This is a genomic window from Synechococcus sp. BDU 130192 (genome assembly GCF_963876085.1).
Lineage (GTDB): Bacteria > Cyanobacteriota > Cyanobacteriia > Cyanobacteriales > MRBY01 > MRBY01.
This window is the reverse complement of the sequence record NZ_CAWNNO010000007.1, coordinates 1-16,129: the sequence shown is the minus strand read 5'-3', so window position 1 is coordinate 16,129 and position 16,129 is coordinate 1. Positions and strand designations below refer to the sequence as shown.

Annotated in this window: 15 protein-coding genes and 1 pseudogene; 12 read left to right on the top strand and 4 right to left on the bottom strand. The window is 49.7% G+C overall.

All coding sequences use genetic code 11. The features are described from left to right. A pseudogene (locus AACT35_RS02855) lies at window positions 1–480 on the top strand (photosystem II D2 protein (photosystem q(a) protein)); the annotation flags it as partial. Between the two features lie 81 nt (window positions 481–561). On the opposite strand, the gene AACT35_RS02850 reads toward AACT35_RS02855, so the two are convergent. Further along, window positions 562–2,016, bottom strand: coding sequence for a carotenoid oxygenase family protein (locus AACT35_RS02850; protein WP_099239093.1), 1,455 nt, complete (start codon window positions 2,014–2,016; stop codon window positions 562–564). A 126-nt stretch (window positions 2,017–2,142) separates the two neighbouring features. Here AACT35_RS02850 and AACT35_RS02845 point away from each other — a divergent pair, with 126 nt between their 5' ends. Beyond that, window positions 2,143–3,447 (top strand): ABC transporter substrate-binding protein, encoded by a 1,305-nt coding sequence (locus tag AACT35_RS02845; protein ID WP_099239091.1) that lies wholly within the window; start codon window positions 2,143–2,145, stop codon window positions 3,445–3,447. A gap of 78 nt (window positions 3,448–3,525) precedes the next feature. On the opposite strand, the gene AACT35_RS02840 is transcribed toward AACT35_RS02845, so the two are convergent. After that, entirely contained in the window at window positions 3,526–4,023 is a 498-nt protein-coding gene (locus AACT35_RS02840; RefSeq protein ID WP_099239089.1) for a pentapeptide repeat-containing protein, read from the bottom strand. A gap of 122 nt (window positions 4,024–4,145) precedes the next feature. Here AACT35_RS02840 and trpD point away from each other — a divergent pair, with 122 nt between their 5' ends. Continuing rightward, window positions 4,146–5,180 carry an anthranilate phosphoribosyltransferase gene (gene trpD / locus AACT35_RS02835; RefSeq protein ID WP_065711117.1) on the top strand — a complete coding sequence of 345 codons (1,035 nt, stop codon included), beginning with the start codon at window positions 4,146–4,148 and terminating at the stop codon, window positions 5,178–5,180. A gap of 120 nt (window positions 5,181–5,300) precedes the next feature. Then, the gene (locus tag AACT35_RS02830; protein WP_099239087.1) at window positions 5,301–5,903 is read left to right on the top strand and encodes a hypothetical protein; all 603 of its coding nucleotides are present in this window, start codon (window positions 5,301–5,303) and stop codon (window positions 5,901–5,903) included. Between the two features lie 21 nt (window positions 5,904–5,924). Here the strand turns inward: AACT35_RS02830 and AACT35_RS02825 are convergent, their stop codons facing one another. Further along, a complete protein-coding gene (locus AACT35_RS02825; protein WP_099239085.1) occupies window positions 5,925–7,187 on the bottom strand; it encodes a pentapeptide repeat-containing protein in 1,263 nt (420 codons plus the stop codon). Window positions 7,188–7,316: 129 nt separating this feature from the next. After that, window positions 7,317–8,612: a glutamate-1-semialdehyde 2,1-aminomutase gene (hemL, locus tag AACT35_RS02820; RefSeq protein ID WP_315862416.1), complete on the bottom strand. Its 1,296-nt coding sequence runs from the start codon at window positions 8,610–8,612 to the stop codon at window positions 7,317–7,319. 228 nt (window positions 8,613–8,840) lie between these two features. On the opposite strand from hemL, the gene AACT35_RS02815 reads away from it, so the two are divergent. From AACT35_RS02815 to AACT35_RS02780, 8 genes are all read left to right on the top strand, one after another. Continuing rightward, window positions 8,841–9,083: a 2Fe-2S iron-sulfur cluster-binding protein gene (locus AACT35_RS02815; RefSeq protein ID WP_099239084.1), complete on the top strand. Its 243-nt coding sequence runs from the start codon at window positions 8,841–8,843 to the stop codon at window positions 9,081–9,083. Window positions 9,084–9,557: 474 nt separating this feature from the next. Next, entirely contained in the window at window positions 9,558–11,087 is a 1,530-nt protein-coding gene (locus AACT35_RS02810) for an ammonium transporter (RefSeq protein ID WP_041443948.1), read from the top strand. 743 nt (window positions 11,088–11,830) lie between these two features. Beyond that, a complete protein-coding gene (locus tag AACT35_RS02805) occupies window positions 11,831–12,349 on the top strand; it encodes a phycocyanin subunit beta (RefSeq protein WP_062435379.1) in 519 nt (172 codons plus the stop codon). A 105-nt stretch (window positions 12,350–12,454) separates the two neighbouring features. Beyond that, the gene (gene cpcA / locus AACT35_RS02800) at window positions 12,455–12,943 is read left to right on the top strand and encodes a phycocyanin subunit alpha (protein WP_012307809.1); all 489 of its coding nucleotides are present in this window, start codon (window positions 12,455–12,457) and stop codon (window positions 12,941–12,943) included. Between the two features lie 118 nt (window positions 12,944–13,061). Continuing rightward, window positions 13,062–13,934, top strand: a complete 873-nt coding sequence (locus AACT35_RS02795) for a phycobilisome linker polypeptide (RefSeq protein WP_012307810.1) — start codon at window positions 13,062–13,064, stop codon at window positions 13,932–13,934. A 178-nt stretch (window positions 13,935–14,112) separates the two neighbouring features. Further along, window positions 14,113–14,355, top strand: coding sequence for a phycobilisome linker polypeptide (locus AACT35_RS02790; RefSeq protein WP_012307811.1), 243 nt, complete (start codon window positions 14,113–14,115; stop codon window positions 14,353–14,355). A gap of 136 nt (window positions 14,356–14,491) precedes the next feature. Next, window positions 14,492–15,298: a HEAT repeat domain-containing protein gene (locus AACT35_RS02785; protein WP_099239082.1), complete on the top strand. Its 807-nt coding sequence runs from the start codon at window positions 14,492–14,494 to the stop codon at window positions 15,296–15,298. 51 nt (window positions 15,299–15,349) lie between these two features. Next, window positions 15,350–15,967, top strand: a complete 618-nt coding sequence (locus AACT35_RS02780) for a HEAT repeat domain-containing protein (RefSeq protein WP_065711121.1) — start codon at window positions 15,350–15,352, stop codon at window positions 15,965–15,967. The last annotated feature ends 162 nt before the right edge of the window (window positions 15,968–16,129 follow it).

Here is a 16,129-nt window from a genome sequence, read left to right as displayed (position 1 = left end):
AACCCCTTCCACATGATGGGTGTTGCAGGGATTCTCGGTGGTGCGCTGCTCTGTGCGATCCACGGGGCAACGGTAGAGAACACCCTGTTTGAAGACAGTGACCAAGCGAATACCTTCCGCGCTTTTGAGCCGACCCAGGCAGAAGAAACCTACTCGATGGTGACCGCAAACCGTTTCTGGTCTCAGATTTTCGGGATTGCGTTTTCCAACAAGCGTTGGTTGCACTTTTTCATGCTGTTTGTGCCGGTGACTGGCTTGTGGATGAGTTCTGTGGGGATTGTGGGTTTAGCATTGAACCTGCGTGCCTATGACTTTGTATCCCAGGAAATCCGCGCGGCGGAAGACCCCGAATTTGAAACGTTCTACACGAAGAATATTCTGTTGAACGAAGGTATGCGTGCATGGATGGCACCGCAAGACCAAATTCACGAACAATTTGTATTCCCTGAAGAAGTTCTACCCCGTGGTAACGCGCTCTAAGAACATTTTTCAAAGATTCAATTGTTTAGCCCTTACCCTCCAAGTTGGAGGGTTTTTTCTTGGGACTTTTACTTAGGAATTTTAAAGAGCGGGCTGCCATTTGCCATGGAAGCTGGGGGGAATAATTTCAGGAAATTTTAGGATACAAAGGGGTTCAGCCTCCAGGCGATCGCCACCGTAGATTCTGAGTTCACTCCGGTTAGCTGGGGCATTAAAGACAACGGTTAAGAGCCAGATTTCATCGGGATTCTGGGGATTTTGGACGGGGATGGGTTCAGAGGGATAGTGGTTGGCGCCCATGTCCGCCATGGTGAAGGTTTTTGTACGGTGGTCAAAGGCGGCGATCGCATTAATGATCTCGTGACCAATATCTGATTCTCGGCGGTGGACACCCATAAAGGTTTTGGGCCAAGGCTGCCCGGTGTGGGATTCGAGGGTGATCGGAAATTCACAGGAGCGATCGCAAATTTCGTAGGCTTCAATGACCTTGGCTGTTTTCGGTGCCAGTCGATAACGCCAGAGGGTGCCCTTTGTATAGGTTTGAATTTTGCCCTGGGGAATTTCGACGAATTGTTGGTTGCTGGCAAAATCTGGAAACCGCACCATTTCCAGCACAATTTCGCCATGATCATCAACATAGCCATTGGTAAAGTGCCACTGGAACCAAGCCTCCTGTTGGCAAAAGCTAATCGGTTGGAGGCTGTGGCGATCAATGATCACAATCGTCGTTCCCAGTTCTGGCCGCCACTGAAGGGCATCGCTAACGGTTTTTAGGCCCAATAGCGTCGGCACCATTTGGAGGCGCACCGGCGGAATACAAAACACGAGGTAATCTCCGGCCAAGACAAAATCATGCACCAGCGGCAATCCCTTTAAGCCTGGTACAGAAAAATGAGTCTGCTGTGAAATTTCGCCCTGGGGGTTACAACGGTAAAGCTGGAATGTCGCCTTGGGGCCGAAGGTCACGCCAAAATTGTAAATTTCCCCAGTTTCAGGGTGAATTTTGTGGTGGGCCGAAAAGGTATCGCTAGAGTGGGCAAAGCCAAGATCCATCTCTCCCAAGGTTTTAAGGGTCTGGGCATTGAGGCCATAGGGTTTCCCCCCTTCCCACAGGGCTAAAAGGCGATCGCCCAGGGGCAACACAGAAGTATTAGCCGAGTTTTTAGCAGGTTTCCCCCACCGCTGCCAAATTTGTCCCGGAGCGAGGGTGCCATAGTTGGGATAGAGTAAGGTTTCTGCTGCTGCTTCCTGCTGAAAGTAGGGGGTTTCTACATAGCGATATTGGGCCTGGGCACCTGCTTCTGTAAAGTACACCCCTAGAATGCCACCATCGCCGTCAAACCAATGGCCCATGGCCTGCCCTCCCCGTGTCAAACGTCCGGGGCCATTGCGAAACAAACTCCCCCGCAATCCTGGTGGAATTGCCCCCTCTAGAACGGGCAGAGGCGTTAAATCAAACGGTTGGGCGGGGTTTGCAAAAAGTCGTGACCAAGCCGGTTGGGTCGATAGTTGTGGAGAATTTGGCGCAGCAACCATAGTCAGTTTTACCCTCAAGCAATGTTAACTATTGTAAATCGCCTTCTCCCCTTTCTTGGGGTTGCATCCTGGGGTTTGTGCATAAAATGAGGGAGATTTTAATCTTTTTTTGAAAAAATCTGAACCATGCAAACATCGAAATTTAATTTGGCGATCGCCCTTTCCCTGGCGGCGATCGCAACCTTCACCGGAGCCTGCCAAGACACCACTGCCCCCACCGATGGCAACGGCGAAACCAGTACAAATACTGGTGCTGAGGGTCTGAAGTTAGGCTCCCTGACACCAACCACTGGCGACCTTTCCTCCATTGGGCAAAATATGCCGATCGCCGTAGAACTGGCCGTAGAAACAATTAACGCTTGCGGGGGCGTCAATGAGCAACCCGTTACCCTCATCCAAGAAGATTCCCAAACAGACCCCACCGCCGGAGGGGCAGCGATGACAAAGCTGGCGGAAGTCGATAGAGTCGCCGGGGTTGTGGGGGCCTTTGCCAGTAGTGTGTCTAGTGCCGCTGTTGATGTTGCGGTGCGGAACCAAGTGATGCTCGTTTCCCCCGGCAGTACCAGTCCTGTGTTTACAGAACGGGCTGCGAATGGTGATTTCGATGGCTATTGGGCTAGAACTGCGCCCCCCGACAGCTACCAAGCCCCTGCTTTGGCTGTTTTAGCGCAAAAACAAGGTTTTGAACGGGTTTCCACCGTGGTGATTAACAATGACTATGGCGTGGGCTTTGAGCAAGAATTTATCAAAGCCTTTGAAAACCTTGGGGGCACCATTGTCAACAAAGATAATCCGGTGCGCTATGACCCGAAAGCCGCCACCCTCGATAGTGAAGCGGCAGCCGCTTTTGCCGGGGAACCCGATGCTGTCCTTGGGGTGCTCTACGCAGAGACTGGTAGTTTATTGCTCAAAGCCGCCTATGAACAGGGCTTGAGCGAAGGGATCACTGTTCTATTAACCGATGGCGTCTACAGTGAAGACTTTACCCAACAGGTAGGTACGACCGCCGCTGGTCAGTCAATTATTGCGGGGGCTCTAGGGACAGTTCCCGGTGCGGATGGCCCAGCTTTAGAAGCTTTTACAGCTCTCTGGCGCGAAAAAACAGGTAAGGAGGTTACGGCCTATGTGCCCCATTCCTGGGATGCGGCGATCGCCATGATGTTGGCCGCCGAAGCAGCGGATGTAAATACTGGCGAAGGCATCAAAAATAACCTCCGAGCAGTCACCAGTGGCGATGGCCAAGAAGTGAGTGATCCCTGTGAGGCGATCGCCCTAGTCCGTGAAGGCCAAGCGATTAACTATCAAGGTGCCAGCGGAAACGTTGACTTTGATGAAAATGGTGACGTGGCTGGAAACTACGACGTTTGGACGGTCAATGAAGATGCCAGCCTCTCGGTCATTGATACCGTCAACCCCCTAGAAGCCCTCTAGGTTTGCCTGGGATCACAAAAAAAAGGGGGAACATTTCCCCCAGTTCATCCCCATAAAAATCGAATGTTCAGGCTTTGATTAACAGCCCAAAGAGTCAGCCGTGGCAATCCCCGTCACCGAATTGACCCCTGTGGCCGCGGCACAGAGCTTTTTCTGTTGTGGCCCGTCTAACACGGCAAAACTAAAATCTGCGCCGTCAATCTTTGCATTCTCAAAGGTAGATCGCAAAAGGATCGCCTCCACAAAAATCGCATCGGTTAAATCCGCCTCCGTAAACTTGGAAAGATAGGCGATGCCATTGCTAAAATCGGCCCCGTGGAGATTTGTCGCTTCCAGAAGTGTACTGTTGAAAACCGCCCCCCGGAGATCGCTGCCACTTAAATCTGCGTTGGTAAGGTTCACCTGGGAAAATTCAACCCCCTGGAGATTTTGCCCCGCAAAATTGCTGCCTGCAAGATCTTCACTATCGATCGCCGACCGGGATGTGGCCGCAGGACTGGCCCCGTAAGCCGGTGTCCCCCAACAAAGCCCGAAAATGACGAAACCTAAAACAACAATGCGCGCTAAAACCTTCATAACCCTCAACTTGCCTGACATTTAACAAAATTTTTCCAAAGGATATTCTAAAAGATTCTCGGAAAGGGAGGGAATCCGATAAAGTTTTTGGAAAACCTCTCTAGCACGTTTGCCTCGAATCTATGACAACTCCAAATTGGTCTGCTCTCCTCCAACAACTCATCAATGGCGAATCCCTAAGCCAAACCCAAGCCTCTCAACTCATGGAAGGTTGGCTACAAGAGGCAATTTCTCCAGCCCTATCTGGAGCTATACTTGCGGCCCTACAAACAAAGGGGGTTTCGGCTGATGAGCTGACGGGGATGGCCCAAGTCCTCAAAGCCCAATCCCGACAGCAACAGCTGTTAAGCCATGGGCAACCGGTGATTGATACCTGCGGCACCGGGGGAGATGGTTCTTCTACTTTTAATATTTCGACGGCGGTGGCCTTCGTGACAGCAGCCGCTGGGGTCAAAGTTGCTAAACATGGTAATCGCTCAGCTTCGAGCAAAGTCGGCTCAGCGGATGTTTTAGAAGCCCTAGGGGTCAACCTTGGCGCTCCTACGGAAAAAGTCCATGGGGCCCTTGATGCGGTGGGCATTACGTTCCTGTTTGCCCCTGGCTGGCATCCGGCGATGAAAAGTGTGGCCCCGATCCGCCGCGAACTCAAGATTCGTACGGTGTTTAATCTGTTGGGGCCGTTGGTCAATCCCCTCCAGCCCACAGGCCAGATTATTGGTGTTTATGATTCGCAGTTTATTGAACGGATGGCCCAAGCGCTCAATCAACTGGGAACCCCTAAGGCGATGGTGCTCCATGGTCGGGAAGGCTTAGATGAAGCGGGCCTTGGGGATAAAACGGATTTGGCCCTTGTGAATGGTGGTGCAGTCACAACTAGCGTTTTAGATCCCGTCACTTTGGGTTTAACGCCTGTTTCCTTGCAAGCGTTGAAGGGCGGCGATGTGCCTGTAAACCAAGAGATTTTAACGAATATTCTCCAGGGGAAAGGAACCCAGGCTCAACGGGATGCGGTGGCTTTGAATGCGGGGTTGGCGCTCCAGGTGGCGGAAGTGGTGCCTTGGGGGGATCATCTCGCGGGCGTCCAAAAAGCCCAGACAGTGATGGCTAGCGGGGCAGCTTGGGACAAACTCCAGACCTTAGTCAATTTCTTAAAATAATCTCCATGGCGATCGCCGCCCTGGAAAATCTAACGCCAATGGTTGTGACTACCACAGCTAAATTTTCACTGGATAAATTTTCACCGGAAAACCATACACCAAGGATGAATCCCCTTTTTTATGACTGCCCAAGCCGACATTTTGACCCGTGCTGTTCTTTTGAATTCGCAGCGGCGACCCACCCCAGAGGCCCTCACGGCACAGTTGCTTGGCCTGGAAAAAACGGCCAAACGGGAGAAGCTGACCTATTCTTTTGTTTCTCTCTTGGGTACCTGGCAGCTCACCTTTATTACGGGCACCAAAAAAGCCCAAAAACAAGCGGGAAAAGTGCTGGGTCAGGGACGCTATTTACCCCAGTGGGTCACGGTGGCGATCGCCTATGACGCTCTGACGGAGCAAGACCCAACAACGAATTGGCAGCGGGGCAGCGTTACTAACAAAGTTCACTTGGGGCCACTGCATTTATCCTTAACTGGCCCGGTGAAATTTCAGACTCAAAAACGGTTACTCGCCTTCGACTTTACGCAAATAACCATAAGCTTGGGTGGGTTGAGGCTTTATCGAGGCCAAATCCGGAGCGGTGAAACGGCCAGGCAAGATTTCTACGCAACAACCATTGGGAAACAGGCCTTTTTCAGTTACTTTTACGTCTCCCCCGATGTGATTGCGGCCCGTGGTCGTGGCGGTGGTTTAGCCCTCTGGGTTAAAGCGGAAACGAGTTAGACAGTTACTTTTACGGCTAATTTAACGGCCCAACTTATTCGGAATTCCCTCGCAGCCCCCAGGAACCGTGGCCCGACTTTTTTCGCCGCACCAAGCACAGCAATAATAACGTAGCTCTTCATTCATACGCTTTACGTTTGTAAAGTCAACATTTTCCACCACGGCCCCCGTATATTCGCCAGTGCGGTAGTTGGGTAACTTTGCTTTAATGCGGGGACTCGCCGTTTCAAAGGGGCCATAAAAGAAAATTGTGCCTTTCACGTCCGCCAGCCGCAGATTTGCATCCACCAAAATGGTGCGAGAAAGATTTGCCCGGACTAGGTCGCAGTTTTGTAAGTTCGCCCGGACTAAATTGGCTTCACTGAGCTCTGTCCAGCGCAGATCCATGTTGGCGAGATTTGCCCCTGCCAGCATTACCCCTAAATCGATCACGCGGACGCCCCATTCTCGGTCTTCGGCATAGCTACCCGTGCCATCGAGGATTGCGCGTCCCAAACGACCATCCCGCTTCAGGGGGGTCAAAAATCGGGATTGGGAAAGAAATCGCAGAATTTTTGCTTTCCCACCAGCATCGACACTGCTCAAAATGGCGGCGGTTCTCCCTTCGGCGATCGCCCTTTCTTGGGGCCAGTCTTCTAAAAGTCCTTCTTCGTTCAGGGCGAGGTCAGAAATCCCTTGGAAATAGGTATCAATGGTTTGCTGCTGGGTAATGCGGTTTTGTTGGATGGTCAAATCACGGGAGATCACGTATTGTTCCCAGGCGACATAAACGGCCAGTACAGCAATCATAATTTGCCCCAAAGCCCCTACCCAGTCCGCCCAGGAGCCAAATTCATCCCAGACAATCTGGTTGAGCCAATGGCTCACCAATCGATAAAAACCGAGAAATCTCAACAAACTGGCGATCGCCACCACAAAAGCCACTACGCCAATGAGGGTGCGACGTTCTTCAGGGGTCAAAAAAGTCCCCAGCCAATTTTTCAGGGAAGGCAAAATAATCCGCAGCGAGAGTAAGAGGGTGACGAGGGTGCCGGACAGTCCAAGCCAAAGCCAATGGCTTAATAACCCCAACATCGTCACGGCGATCGCCGTTGAAATAAGCCAAGGACTACCAGGATCAATTTTGCGCAGATAAAAGTGCCGTGCCGCCAAATCCGAACGGGGTGGTGGAATTTTTACCGGTTGAGATCCCGCCTGCTCCGAGGCCGTTGTTAATTCAGATTCGGGAGACTTTCCCTTAAGCTCAGTCCCCTCAGGCGATGGATTTGGTTTCCCTTGGCTCATAAACCCCCGAAAACAGAATTTTTAAGCAATTGTAGCGGATTCATCCCCTCGCGATTCCCAGAAAAATTCCCCCTTTCGTGACAGAAAGAGGGAACACTATATCTCAAAAATAGAACCGAAATTTAGGCTTTAGAGATTATTCAAGACCACTTTAGCTGCGGCCAAGGTTTTTTCAATATCTTCATCGGTGTGGGCAAGGGAGGTAAAACCAGCCTCAAACTGAGAGGGGGCAAGATAAATTCCCTGTTCCAACATCCCACGGTGATAGCGGCTGAACTTGTGTAAGTCCGATTTCTTCGCATCTTCGTAATTACGGACAGGTTCTCCCGTGAAAAACATGCCGAACATACCACTGATGTTACCACCCGTGACTTCATGACCCGCTTCCCGGGCAATGCTCAACAAGCCATCAATTAACTTTTTCGTGATGGTTTCCAATTGCCCGTACATACCAGGACGTTGGAGTAATTCAAGGGTTTTAATGCCCGCTGTCATCGCTAAGGGGTTCCCTGAGAGGGTGCCTGCCTGGTACATCGGCCCCGCCGGAGCCACCATGGACATAATGTCTTTGCGGCCACCATAGGCTCCTACAGGCAGCCCGCCACCAATCACTTTACCCAGGGTGGTGAGATCTGGGGTCACGCCAAATTTTTCTTGGGCACCACCATAGGAAATTCGGAAGCCTGTCATCACCTCATCAAAAACCAGTAAGGCGTCATGTTCTTTGGTAATTTCCCGCAATCCTTCGAGGAAACCGGCATCGGGAACTACAAACCCAGAATTACCGACCACAGGCTCTAGGATCACTCCGGCAATTTCACCGGGATTTTCTGCGAATAATTTTTTGACCGCTTCAAGGTCGTTATAAGGGGCAGTCAATGTGGCGGCAGTGGTGGTTTTGGGCACACCAGGAGAATCAGGTAAACCGAGGGTTGCCACCCCAGATCCGGCCTGAACCAGGAACATATCAGCATGGCCGTGGTAGCAACCTTCAAATTTGATGATTTTTTCTCGCCCCGTGAAAGCTCGCATCAAACGTAACACCGACATGCAAGCTTCCGTACCGGAATTCACAAAGCGCACCATTTCAATGCTGGGAACTGCATTGATCACCATTTCAGCCAAGATATTTTCTTTGAGGCAAGGGGCACCAAAGCTTGTTCCTTTTTCGAGGGTTTCCCGGAGTGCTGCATTAACTTCATCATTGGCATGGCCGCAGATGGCTGGCCCCCAAGTGCCCACATAGTCAATGTACTCGTTGCCATCGACGTCCCAAACGCGGGAGCCTTTGACGCGATCAAAAACAATGGGCTGTCCGCCAACGGATTTAAAGGCCCGCACCGGGGAGCTAACACCACCAGGCATCAGCTTTTGGGCGGCACTAAAAATCTCTTCGGATTTGGTTGTGTTTAAGGCTGTAGTCACCAAACGTTTCTCCTTGTCGCAAATTTTCTTAAAGCTTATTTTTGTTAAAATGAGTGGCTCTGATGGCTTTGTGGAAAGCATCCCAATGCAGGGAGCCATTATAACGGATTATCATTTTACGCAGTAACGGTCCCTAAAATGTTTTCCGCTGGAATTCTTGTCGCCTGTGGTTAGTGGGGATTTCCTAGTTTAGTTTATTGTCTTCAACTCCTGGAGTTTTACGCTTTTATGTCCGCGATCGCCGTTCGCTTTATGCCCAATGATGTTACCGTCACCGCCACCGCAGGGGAACCGATGATCGAAGTGGCGCGGCGGGCTGGGGTGGCGATCCCCACAGGCTGCTTGATGGGCTCATGCCATGCTTGCGAAGTGGAATTAGACGATGGTACAAATCTCTGCGCTTGCATTAGTGGCATCCCTGGCGATCGCCCTGAAATCACCATTCATCTCTTTAGTGACCCCGTTTGGTAAATTGCAGCAGTCTTAGAACAGACCTTCCAAAAAGCTTGTGTCGTAAGGGTTAGAGCTATTCTAATTCTCCCTTTAATCTGTCTGAAGCGTATCATTTTATACAGAATGTTAGTGGTAAACATTTTAAAAACCAGGGTGCCTTAGAATAACCGCAATCAGTCCTTAAACTTGCGTTGGGATTTGATTTTTTGAAAACATCTTTGCTCTGAATAAATGTCAGCAAGTCCTCAATGGTGAAAACCCCAAATCCCATCACCATGAAAACTTTAAGGCCCTTAGGTGCCAGACCGAGCTTGGTGCAGCTTCAGACCATAGATGATTTTTCGGCAACTTTCGTTGATGGCTTTTCAAAAGGTTACTTCTGCTACCATTAGCGAATTTTGCCTGTGTTATTCCATTGAGTGAATGCCTAAACAACATCTCAAACTAATGCCTAAGTCAACTTTTCAACAACGTGGATGGGCACGGGAAGACATGCGGTCTCCCCACACAACAGATAACAGTGTGGTGCTTCGCTTTGCCCGTCAGCTCTCCCGTCATTTCTCCCCTGCCTGGCTTGCCTGTATTCCCTTAGCGGCGATTATCACCGTCGTTTGGGGGACTGCAGCAATGGCACAATCCGACGCCGTCGATGCCGCAGGTCAAGTCCAAATTATCCTAGACACGATCTTCCTGTTGATTGCGTCCGTCCTTGTTATTTTCATGAATGCAGGGTTCGGAATGCTTGAAGCTGGTTTTTGTCGTCAAAAAAATGCGGTCAATATCCTCTCCAAAAACTTGATCGTCTTCGCCGTTGCCACCATTGCTTATTGGGCGGTTGGTTATGCCTTTATGTATGGCGATGGAAATACTTTTATCGGTCTGAAGGGCTTTTTCTTCAACGGTAGTAGTATTCCCTACAGTGGAGATGGTAGTGAATGGTACATCGAAGAAGTTATTGATGGTGAAACAGTTCAAATTCTTCAGTTCGTACCGGAAAGTGTCTCCTTCCTGTTCCAGGTTGCCTTCGCCGCCACCGCTGCCACCATCGTCTCTGGGGCTGTCGCTGAGAGGATTAAATTCGACGCTTTCTTGATTTTCAGCTTCCTTTTAGTGGCGATTTCCTATCCCATTACAGGTCACTGGCAGTGGGATGGCGAATGGCTGTCTGCACTCCCTTTCCTCGGTGTGGATGAAGAAGGGGCTGCTTTATTTGGTTTCCATGATTTTGCTGGTTCAACCATTGTTCACTCCGTTGGTGGTTGGGCTGCCCTTGTGGGTGCTGCAGTAGTCGGGCCTCGCCTCGGCAAATACCGTGATGGTCAAGTCCACGCCATTCCTGGTCACAACATGAGTATTGCGACCTTAGGCTGTCTAATTCTTTGGATTGGCTGGTTTGGTTTTAACCCCGGTTCTCAATTGGCAGCAGATGCTGCGGTGCCTTACATCGCAATCACTACAAACCTTTCGGCTGCAGCTGGGGGAATCACCGCAACCGCAACCTCTTGGATCAAAGATGGGAAGCCAGACCTGTCTATGATTATTAACGGTATTTTGGCTGGTCTCGTTGGGATTACAGCCGGTTGTGATGGCGTCAGTTTCTTTTCTGCTGTGATCATCGGGGCGATCGCCGGTGTACTCGTCGTCTTCTCTGTGGCCTTCTTCGATGCTATTAAAATCGATGACCCCGTTGGTGCGACCTCTGTACACCTCGTCTGCGGTATCTGGGGAACTCTTGCCGTTGGTCTGTTCAAGATGGATGGAGGTTTATTCACTGGCGGTGGCATCCAACAGCTGATTGCCCAAATCGTCGGTATCCTATCCATTGGTGGCTTTACCGTCGCCTTTAGCTTTATTGTTTGGTATGCCCTATCGGCAGTCCTTGGTGGAATTCGCGTCGAAAAAGACGAGGAACTCCGGGGTCTCGACATTGGTGAACACGGCATGGAAGCTTACAGTGGCTTTGTTAAAGAGTCCGATGTTATCTTCCGAGGGACTGCCACTGGTTCCGAAACCGAAGGATAAATCCTCCCAGGAAATCCTTAAAACAATCTAAAGAAATTTTTCCTAACCTTCCTTACCCAAGGGAGGTTTTTTATGTGAGTTCACATTTTGTTACGTTACCCAATCAATACTTGAGCCGCTCAAAAAGTCTGACCTAGAGCAGAAAGTCCCTGAGTATATCGACTCATTAATCCGGTCTTTCTACTTGGTTTCCTGAGTTGATTTTCTGCGGAATTTTGGAAATTCAGAGATCTAACCTTAGGGGGAGTCCACTTAAAAACGGCTCTGCTCAACCCTGCAAATGCCCTACTCTTCTTCTGTCTAGCCCAAGCACTCCCTGAGAAAATTAGCGGCGATCGCCTATAAACATGAAGTTTTGTGACAGATCTTTTTACAAGATGTAATGTTTAAATGCCGGCAGACGTTGTATAACATTTACCTAAGATTAAGAGTCACTCGCAGTACTCCTTAGAAACCCCATAGGTTCCAAGGAACTAGCATGAACTTTATCTGGCAACTTTGAGAATCTGAAAAATTCAATGAATGTAAAGTTTCTTAAATGCCAAGGTGAAAAACAAGCAAAAATAGTTGACACTCTTAATTGGCTTTGGGGATTAAGTTTCCAACTCGAAAACAAAACCTTTTATCGACTCTAAGATTTTGTTTTCAGCAAGAGAGCCCCTCAGCACTTGCTTCACTCTTGTTAGTAAGCAAACCGCACAAAATAAATCCCACTCATCAAAATATAAGTAGGAGATAAAAACATGTTTGATATTTTTACCCGGGTTGTTTCTCAGGCTGATGCCCGAGGTGAGTTCATTTCTAGCGACAAGCTCGAAGCTCTCAAAAAAGTTGTTGCCGAAGGTACCAAGCGTTCTGATGCCGTAAGCCGCATGACCAACAATGCGTCTTCCATCGTTACCAACGCTGCTCGTCAACTCTTCGCTGACCAGCCCCAACTCATCGCTCCCGGTGGAAATGCTTACACCAACCGTCGCATGGCTGCTTGTCTTCGCGACATGGAAATCATCCTCCGTTATGTAACCTACGCAACCTTCACTGGTGATGCGTCTGTACTCAACGACCGCTGCCTCAATGGCCTCCGTGAAACCTACGTTGCGCTTGGTGTTCCCGGTGCTTCCGTTGCTGCTGGTGTACGTGCAATGGGTAAAGCTGCTGTAGCGATTGTTATGGATCCCGCTGGTGTAACTCCCGGTGACTGCAGCTCTCTCCAACAGGAAATCGAACTCTACTTCGAAACTGCTGCAAAAGCTGTTGAATAATCTTTTTTAATTCAACTCTGACATTTTTCGTTTTAAGTCTTACCGATACTGTAAGGCGCCCTTTTAAAGAAAATTATTGATAATCCATAGGGAGATAATCTGACAATGAAAACCCCTCTTACCGAAGCAGTAGCACTCGCTGATTCTCAAGGCCGTTTCCTCAGCAACACTGAGCTCCAGTACCTCTATGGTCGTCTTCGTCAAGGTGCTTTCGCCCTTGAAGCGGCTCAAACGTTGACTGCAAAAGCTGACACTCTCGTTAATGGTGCTGCTCAAGCGGTTTACAGCAAGTTCCCCTACACCACCAGCACTCCTGGCAACAACTTCGCTGCTGACCAGCGCGGTAAAGACAAGTGTGCTCGTGACATCGGTTACTACCTCCGCATGGTTACCTACTGCCTAGTTGCTGGTGGTACTGGCCCCATGGATGAGTACCTCATCGCTGGTGTTGACGAAATCAACCGTACTTTCGATCTTTCTCCCAGCTGGTATGTTGAAGCTCTCAAGCACATCAAAGCAAACCATGGTTTGACTGGCGATGCTGCTACTGAAACTAACAACTACATCGACTACGCAATTAACGCCCTCAGCTAATTTTGCTTAGTCTAGGCCCGGATGGGTAAGTGGTTTTCAGCTTAAGTGTTGGGTTCTACTTGCTTCTCCGGGTCTTGCTCTATCTAAAAACATTGGTTTAACAAGGAGTATTAGGCAAATGCCAGTTACTGTCGCTGCCTCTCGCTTGGGAACCGCTGCGTTTGACCAATCACCCGTCGAACTGCGCGCTAACTATTCTCGAGATGATGCACAAACCGTCATCCGCGCCGTTTATCGCCAGGTTTTAGGCAATGACTATGTCATGTCTTCTGAGCGTTTAACAGCTGCGGAATCTTTGTTCACGAATGGGTTTATTTCTGTGCGGGATTTTGTCCGTGCTGTGGCCCAGTCTGAGCTATATAAAGAAAAGTTTTTATACAACAATTTCCAAACCCGTGTGATTGAACTGAACTTCAAGCACTTGTTGGGTCGGGCTCCCTACGATGAAGCGGAAGTGATTGAGCACCTCGATCGCTATCAAAATGAAGGGTTTGAAGCTGATATCAATTCTTACATTGATAGCGCTGAATATACGGAAAACTTCGGGGACAACATTGTGCCCTACATCCGTAGTTATGTTGTTCAAACTGGACATCGTACCGTTGGTTTTACCCGGATGTTTAGTCTACAACGGGGTTATGCCAACAGCGATCGCGCTCAAATTGCGGGGAATGCTTCTCGCTTAGCCCAAGAGCTCGCTCGTAACACTACCTCTGCGGTGGTTGGGCCTTCTGGTGTTAACGAAGGTTGGGCTTTCCGGTCTGCGGCTGATGATTATCATCCTGGTCAATCCCTTGGTGGTTCCACTGGCTTGAGTGCGGATGACCAAGTTGTTCGGGTTGAAGTTGCTGCGTTGTCTACGCCCCGTTATCCTCGGATTCGCCGTAGCAGTCGCGTTTTCTTCGTACCGGTCTCTCGTCTGTCTCAGAAGCTGCAAGAAATTCAGCGGATGGGCGGTAGAGTCGCCAGTATTTCACCTGCTGGCCAGTAAAGGTTAGAGGTCTCGTTTTCGCGTGATCTCTAAGTTGTTACCGGAGTGGGTAATTGATGAAAATCAGGGACAAAATTTGAGAGGGGGTCTAAGCTTCTCGATTTTGTGCCTGGTTTTGGCGACTTTACCTTAAGCGTTTATTGTACATAAATCTTTTACGGAGTTCCAAGAAAGAACCATGTTGAGTCAATTTGCGAATGGAACGGAAGCGGCTTCGCGTGTTTTTACCTACGAAGTGCAAGGGCTGCGCCAAACAGAAGAAACAGACAATCAAGAATACGCCTTTCGTCGCAGTGGTAGTGTTTTTATCAATGTGCCCTATGCTCGGATGAATCAAGAGATGCAACGGATTTTGCGTCTAGGCGGCAAGATTGTTTCGATTAAACCTTATACGGGTGCGACTGCTTCTGACGAGGAATAATTTTGTTGTTTCTTTCTGTCGCTGAATAAGCTTAATAACATTGTTGTTTTGAATATTTTTTCTAGACGGGGTAGCAGTGCTTTGGTTTCAGTGCTGTTGCTCCGACTTGCTGTGGGGGCTATTTAAAGGAGAATTTATGTCGGACTGGCAGATGGCTGAGGCCTGGACCCTAGAGGAGGCGATCGCCAACATCCAACAAACGGAAGATACAGGTAAACGCTATTATGCGGCTTGGTGGTTTGGCAAGTTCCGGGTGCAGGATGAGCGGGCCGTAAATGCGTTGCTAGCAGCGTTAAAAGATGAGACGGATCGGTCGCCGGATGGAGGTTATCCCCTACGTCGGAACGCAGCAAAGGCGTTGGGCAAGCTGGGCAATCCGGCAGCGGTGCAACCGTTAATTGAGAGTTTAGAAAGTCCTGATTATTATGTGCGGGAGTCGGCGGCCCAATCGTTGGAGATGTTGGGAGACCGGCAGGCAATTCCCGCGTTACAAGCGCTACTCGCAGGTGGCGTTGCGGCGGCAGTCAAGGCTGAGGGCAAACCCCATTTAGTGCAGCCCTATGAAGCGGTGATTGAGGCGTTAGGGACGATTGGTGCCACGACGGCGATCGCCGATATTGAGCCATTTTTAGATCACGAATTCGCAAAAATTCGCTACGCAGCACTACGGGCCTTATATCAACTGACCCAAGAAGCCCATTACGCTGAACAGTTGATGGAAGCCCTGAACGGAAATCAGTTACAGTTGCGACGGTCTGCGCTGTTAGATTTGGGCGCTATCGGCTATGTTCCGGCGGGTCAGGCGATCGCCAAAGCCTATGCCGAAAATAGCTTAAAGTTAATTTCCCTCAAGGGCATTCTCGAATCCCATTTACAACGGACAGCCGCAACCCTCGATGCGGACGGTTTACAATTGCTCGAATTAATGGATAGTCTGCTCTAGGAACCTTTAAACCAAATCCCTACATTTTTTGCGATCGCTAATTCTGAACCCATGACCGTCGACGTTTTAATTCGTGCCGTTAACAACCCCACCTCAGCCCAAGACCTGGTCAAAAATGTGGCGCAACTCGCCGCAACAAAAGATGAGCAAGCTATTCCAACTCTGGTAGAAGTGCTGAAATTTAATAATCCGGGGGCGGCTGTCGCGGCGGTCAATGGTCTGATCAATATTGGCGAGGCCGTTGTGCCCTATCTCCTCGAAAATGTTGATGGCTATAACTACGGGGCGCGGGCATGGATGCTACGGATCTTTGCCGGAATTGGCGATCCCCGTGCCTTGGATCTATTGATTGAGGCGGCGAATAAGGATTTTGCTTTTAGTGTGCGGCGCTCTGCGGCCAAAGGGTTAGGAAATATTCAATGGCATAAAGTGCCAGATTCTGAGCGAGAATTGCAGCAGCAAAAGGTCTGTGACTGTCTATTCCTGGCCCTTGAAGACGGAGAATGGGTGGTTCGCTATGGGGCGATCGCCGGACTAGAGGGTTTGTCGCAAGCCATTCCAGAAGCTAAAAAAATCGTCATCAAAAACAAACTCACTGAATTTCTCACCACAGAACCAGAAGCCGCAATCCGTGCCCGAATCCAAAAAGCAATCCTGAGTCTTCCGTGACATACTCCCGACGCTGAATCAAAGATTACAGCGCGGGCTTCTTAAATCGCTTTAAGAAATTCCTGCTTCAAAGCCTCCCTACTGGGCGTAGCTCCACAGGATTGAACGGTCTGTCCAACCGCTACACTTCGACATGCTTCGACAAGCTCAGCAACATGCTCA

Coding starts and splice junctions, on each gene's coding strand:
- AACT35_RS02840 (WP_099239089.1), bottom strand. CDS start 4,023: ATGAAGGTTTTAGCGCGCATTGTTGTTTTAGGTTTCGTCATTTTCGGG.
- AACT35_RS02850 (WP_099239093.1), bottom strand. CDS start 2,016: ATGGTTGCTGCGCCAAATTCTCCACAACTATCGACCCAACCGGCTTGG.
- AACT35_RS02815 (WP_099239084.1), top strand. CDS start 8,841: ATGTCCGCGATCGCCGTTCGCTTTATGCCCAATGATGTTACCGTCACC.
- AACT35_RS02845 (WP_099239091.1), top strand. CDS start 2,143: ATGCAAACATCGAAATTTAATTTGGCGATCGCCCTTTCCCTGGCGGCG.
- AACT35_RS02825 (WP_099239085.1), bottom strand. CDS start 7,187: ATGAGCCAAGGGAAACCAAATCCATCGCCTGAGGGGACTGAGCTTAAG.
- trpD (WP_065711117.1), top strand. CDS start 4,146: ATGACAACTCCAAATTGGTCTGCTCTCCTCCAACAACTCATCAATGGC.
- AACT35_RS02810 (WP_041443948.1), top strand. CDS start 9,558: ATGCGGTCTCCCCACACAACAGATAACAGTGTGGTGCTTCGCTTTGCC.
- AACT35_RS02785 (WP_099239082.1), top strand. CDS start 14,492: ATGTCGGACTGGCAGATGGCTGAGGCCTGGACCCTAGAGGAGGCGATC.
- AACT35_RS02790 (WP_012307811.1), top strand. CDS start 14,113: ATGTTGAGTCAATTTGCGAATGGAACGGAAGCGGCTTCGCGTGTTTTT.
- cpcA (WP_012307809.1), top strand. CDS start 12,455: ATGAAAACCCCTCTTACCGAAGCAGTAGCACTCGCTGATTCTCAAGGC.
- AACT35_RS02795 (WP_012307810.1), top strand. CDS start 13,062: ATGCCAGTTACTGTCGCTGCCTCTCGCTTGGGAACCGCTGCGTTTGAC.
- AACT35_RS02805 (WP_062435379.1), top strand. CDS start 11,831: ATGTTTGATATTTTTACCCGGGTTGTTTCTCAGGCTGATGCCCGAGGT.
- AACT35_RS02830 (WP_099239087.1), top strand. CDS start 5,301: ATGACTGCCCAAGCCGACATTTTGACCCGTGCTGTTCTTTTGAATTCG.
- AACT35_RS02780 (WP_065711121.1), top strand. CDS start 15,350: ATGACCGTCGACGTTTTAATTCGTGCCGTTAACAACCCCACCTCAGCC.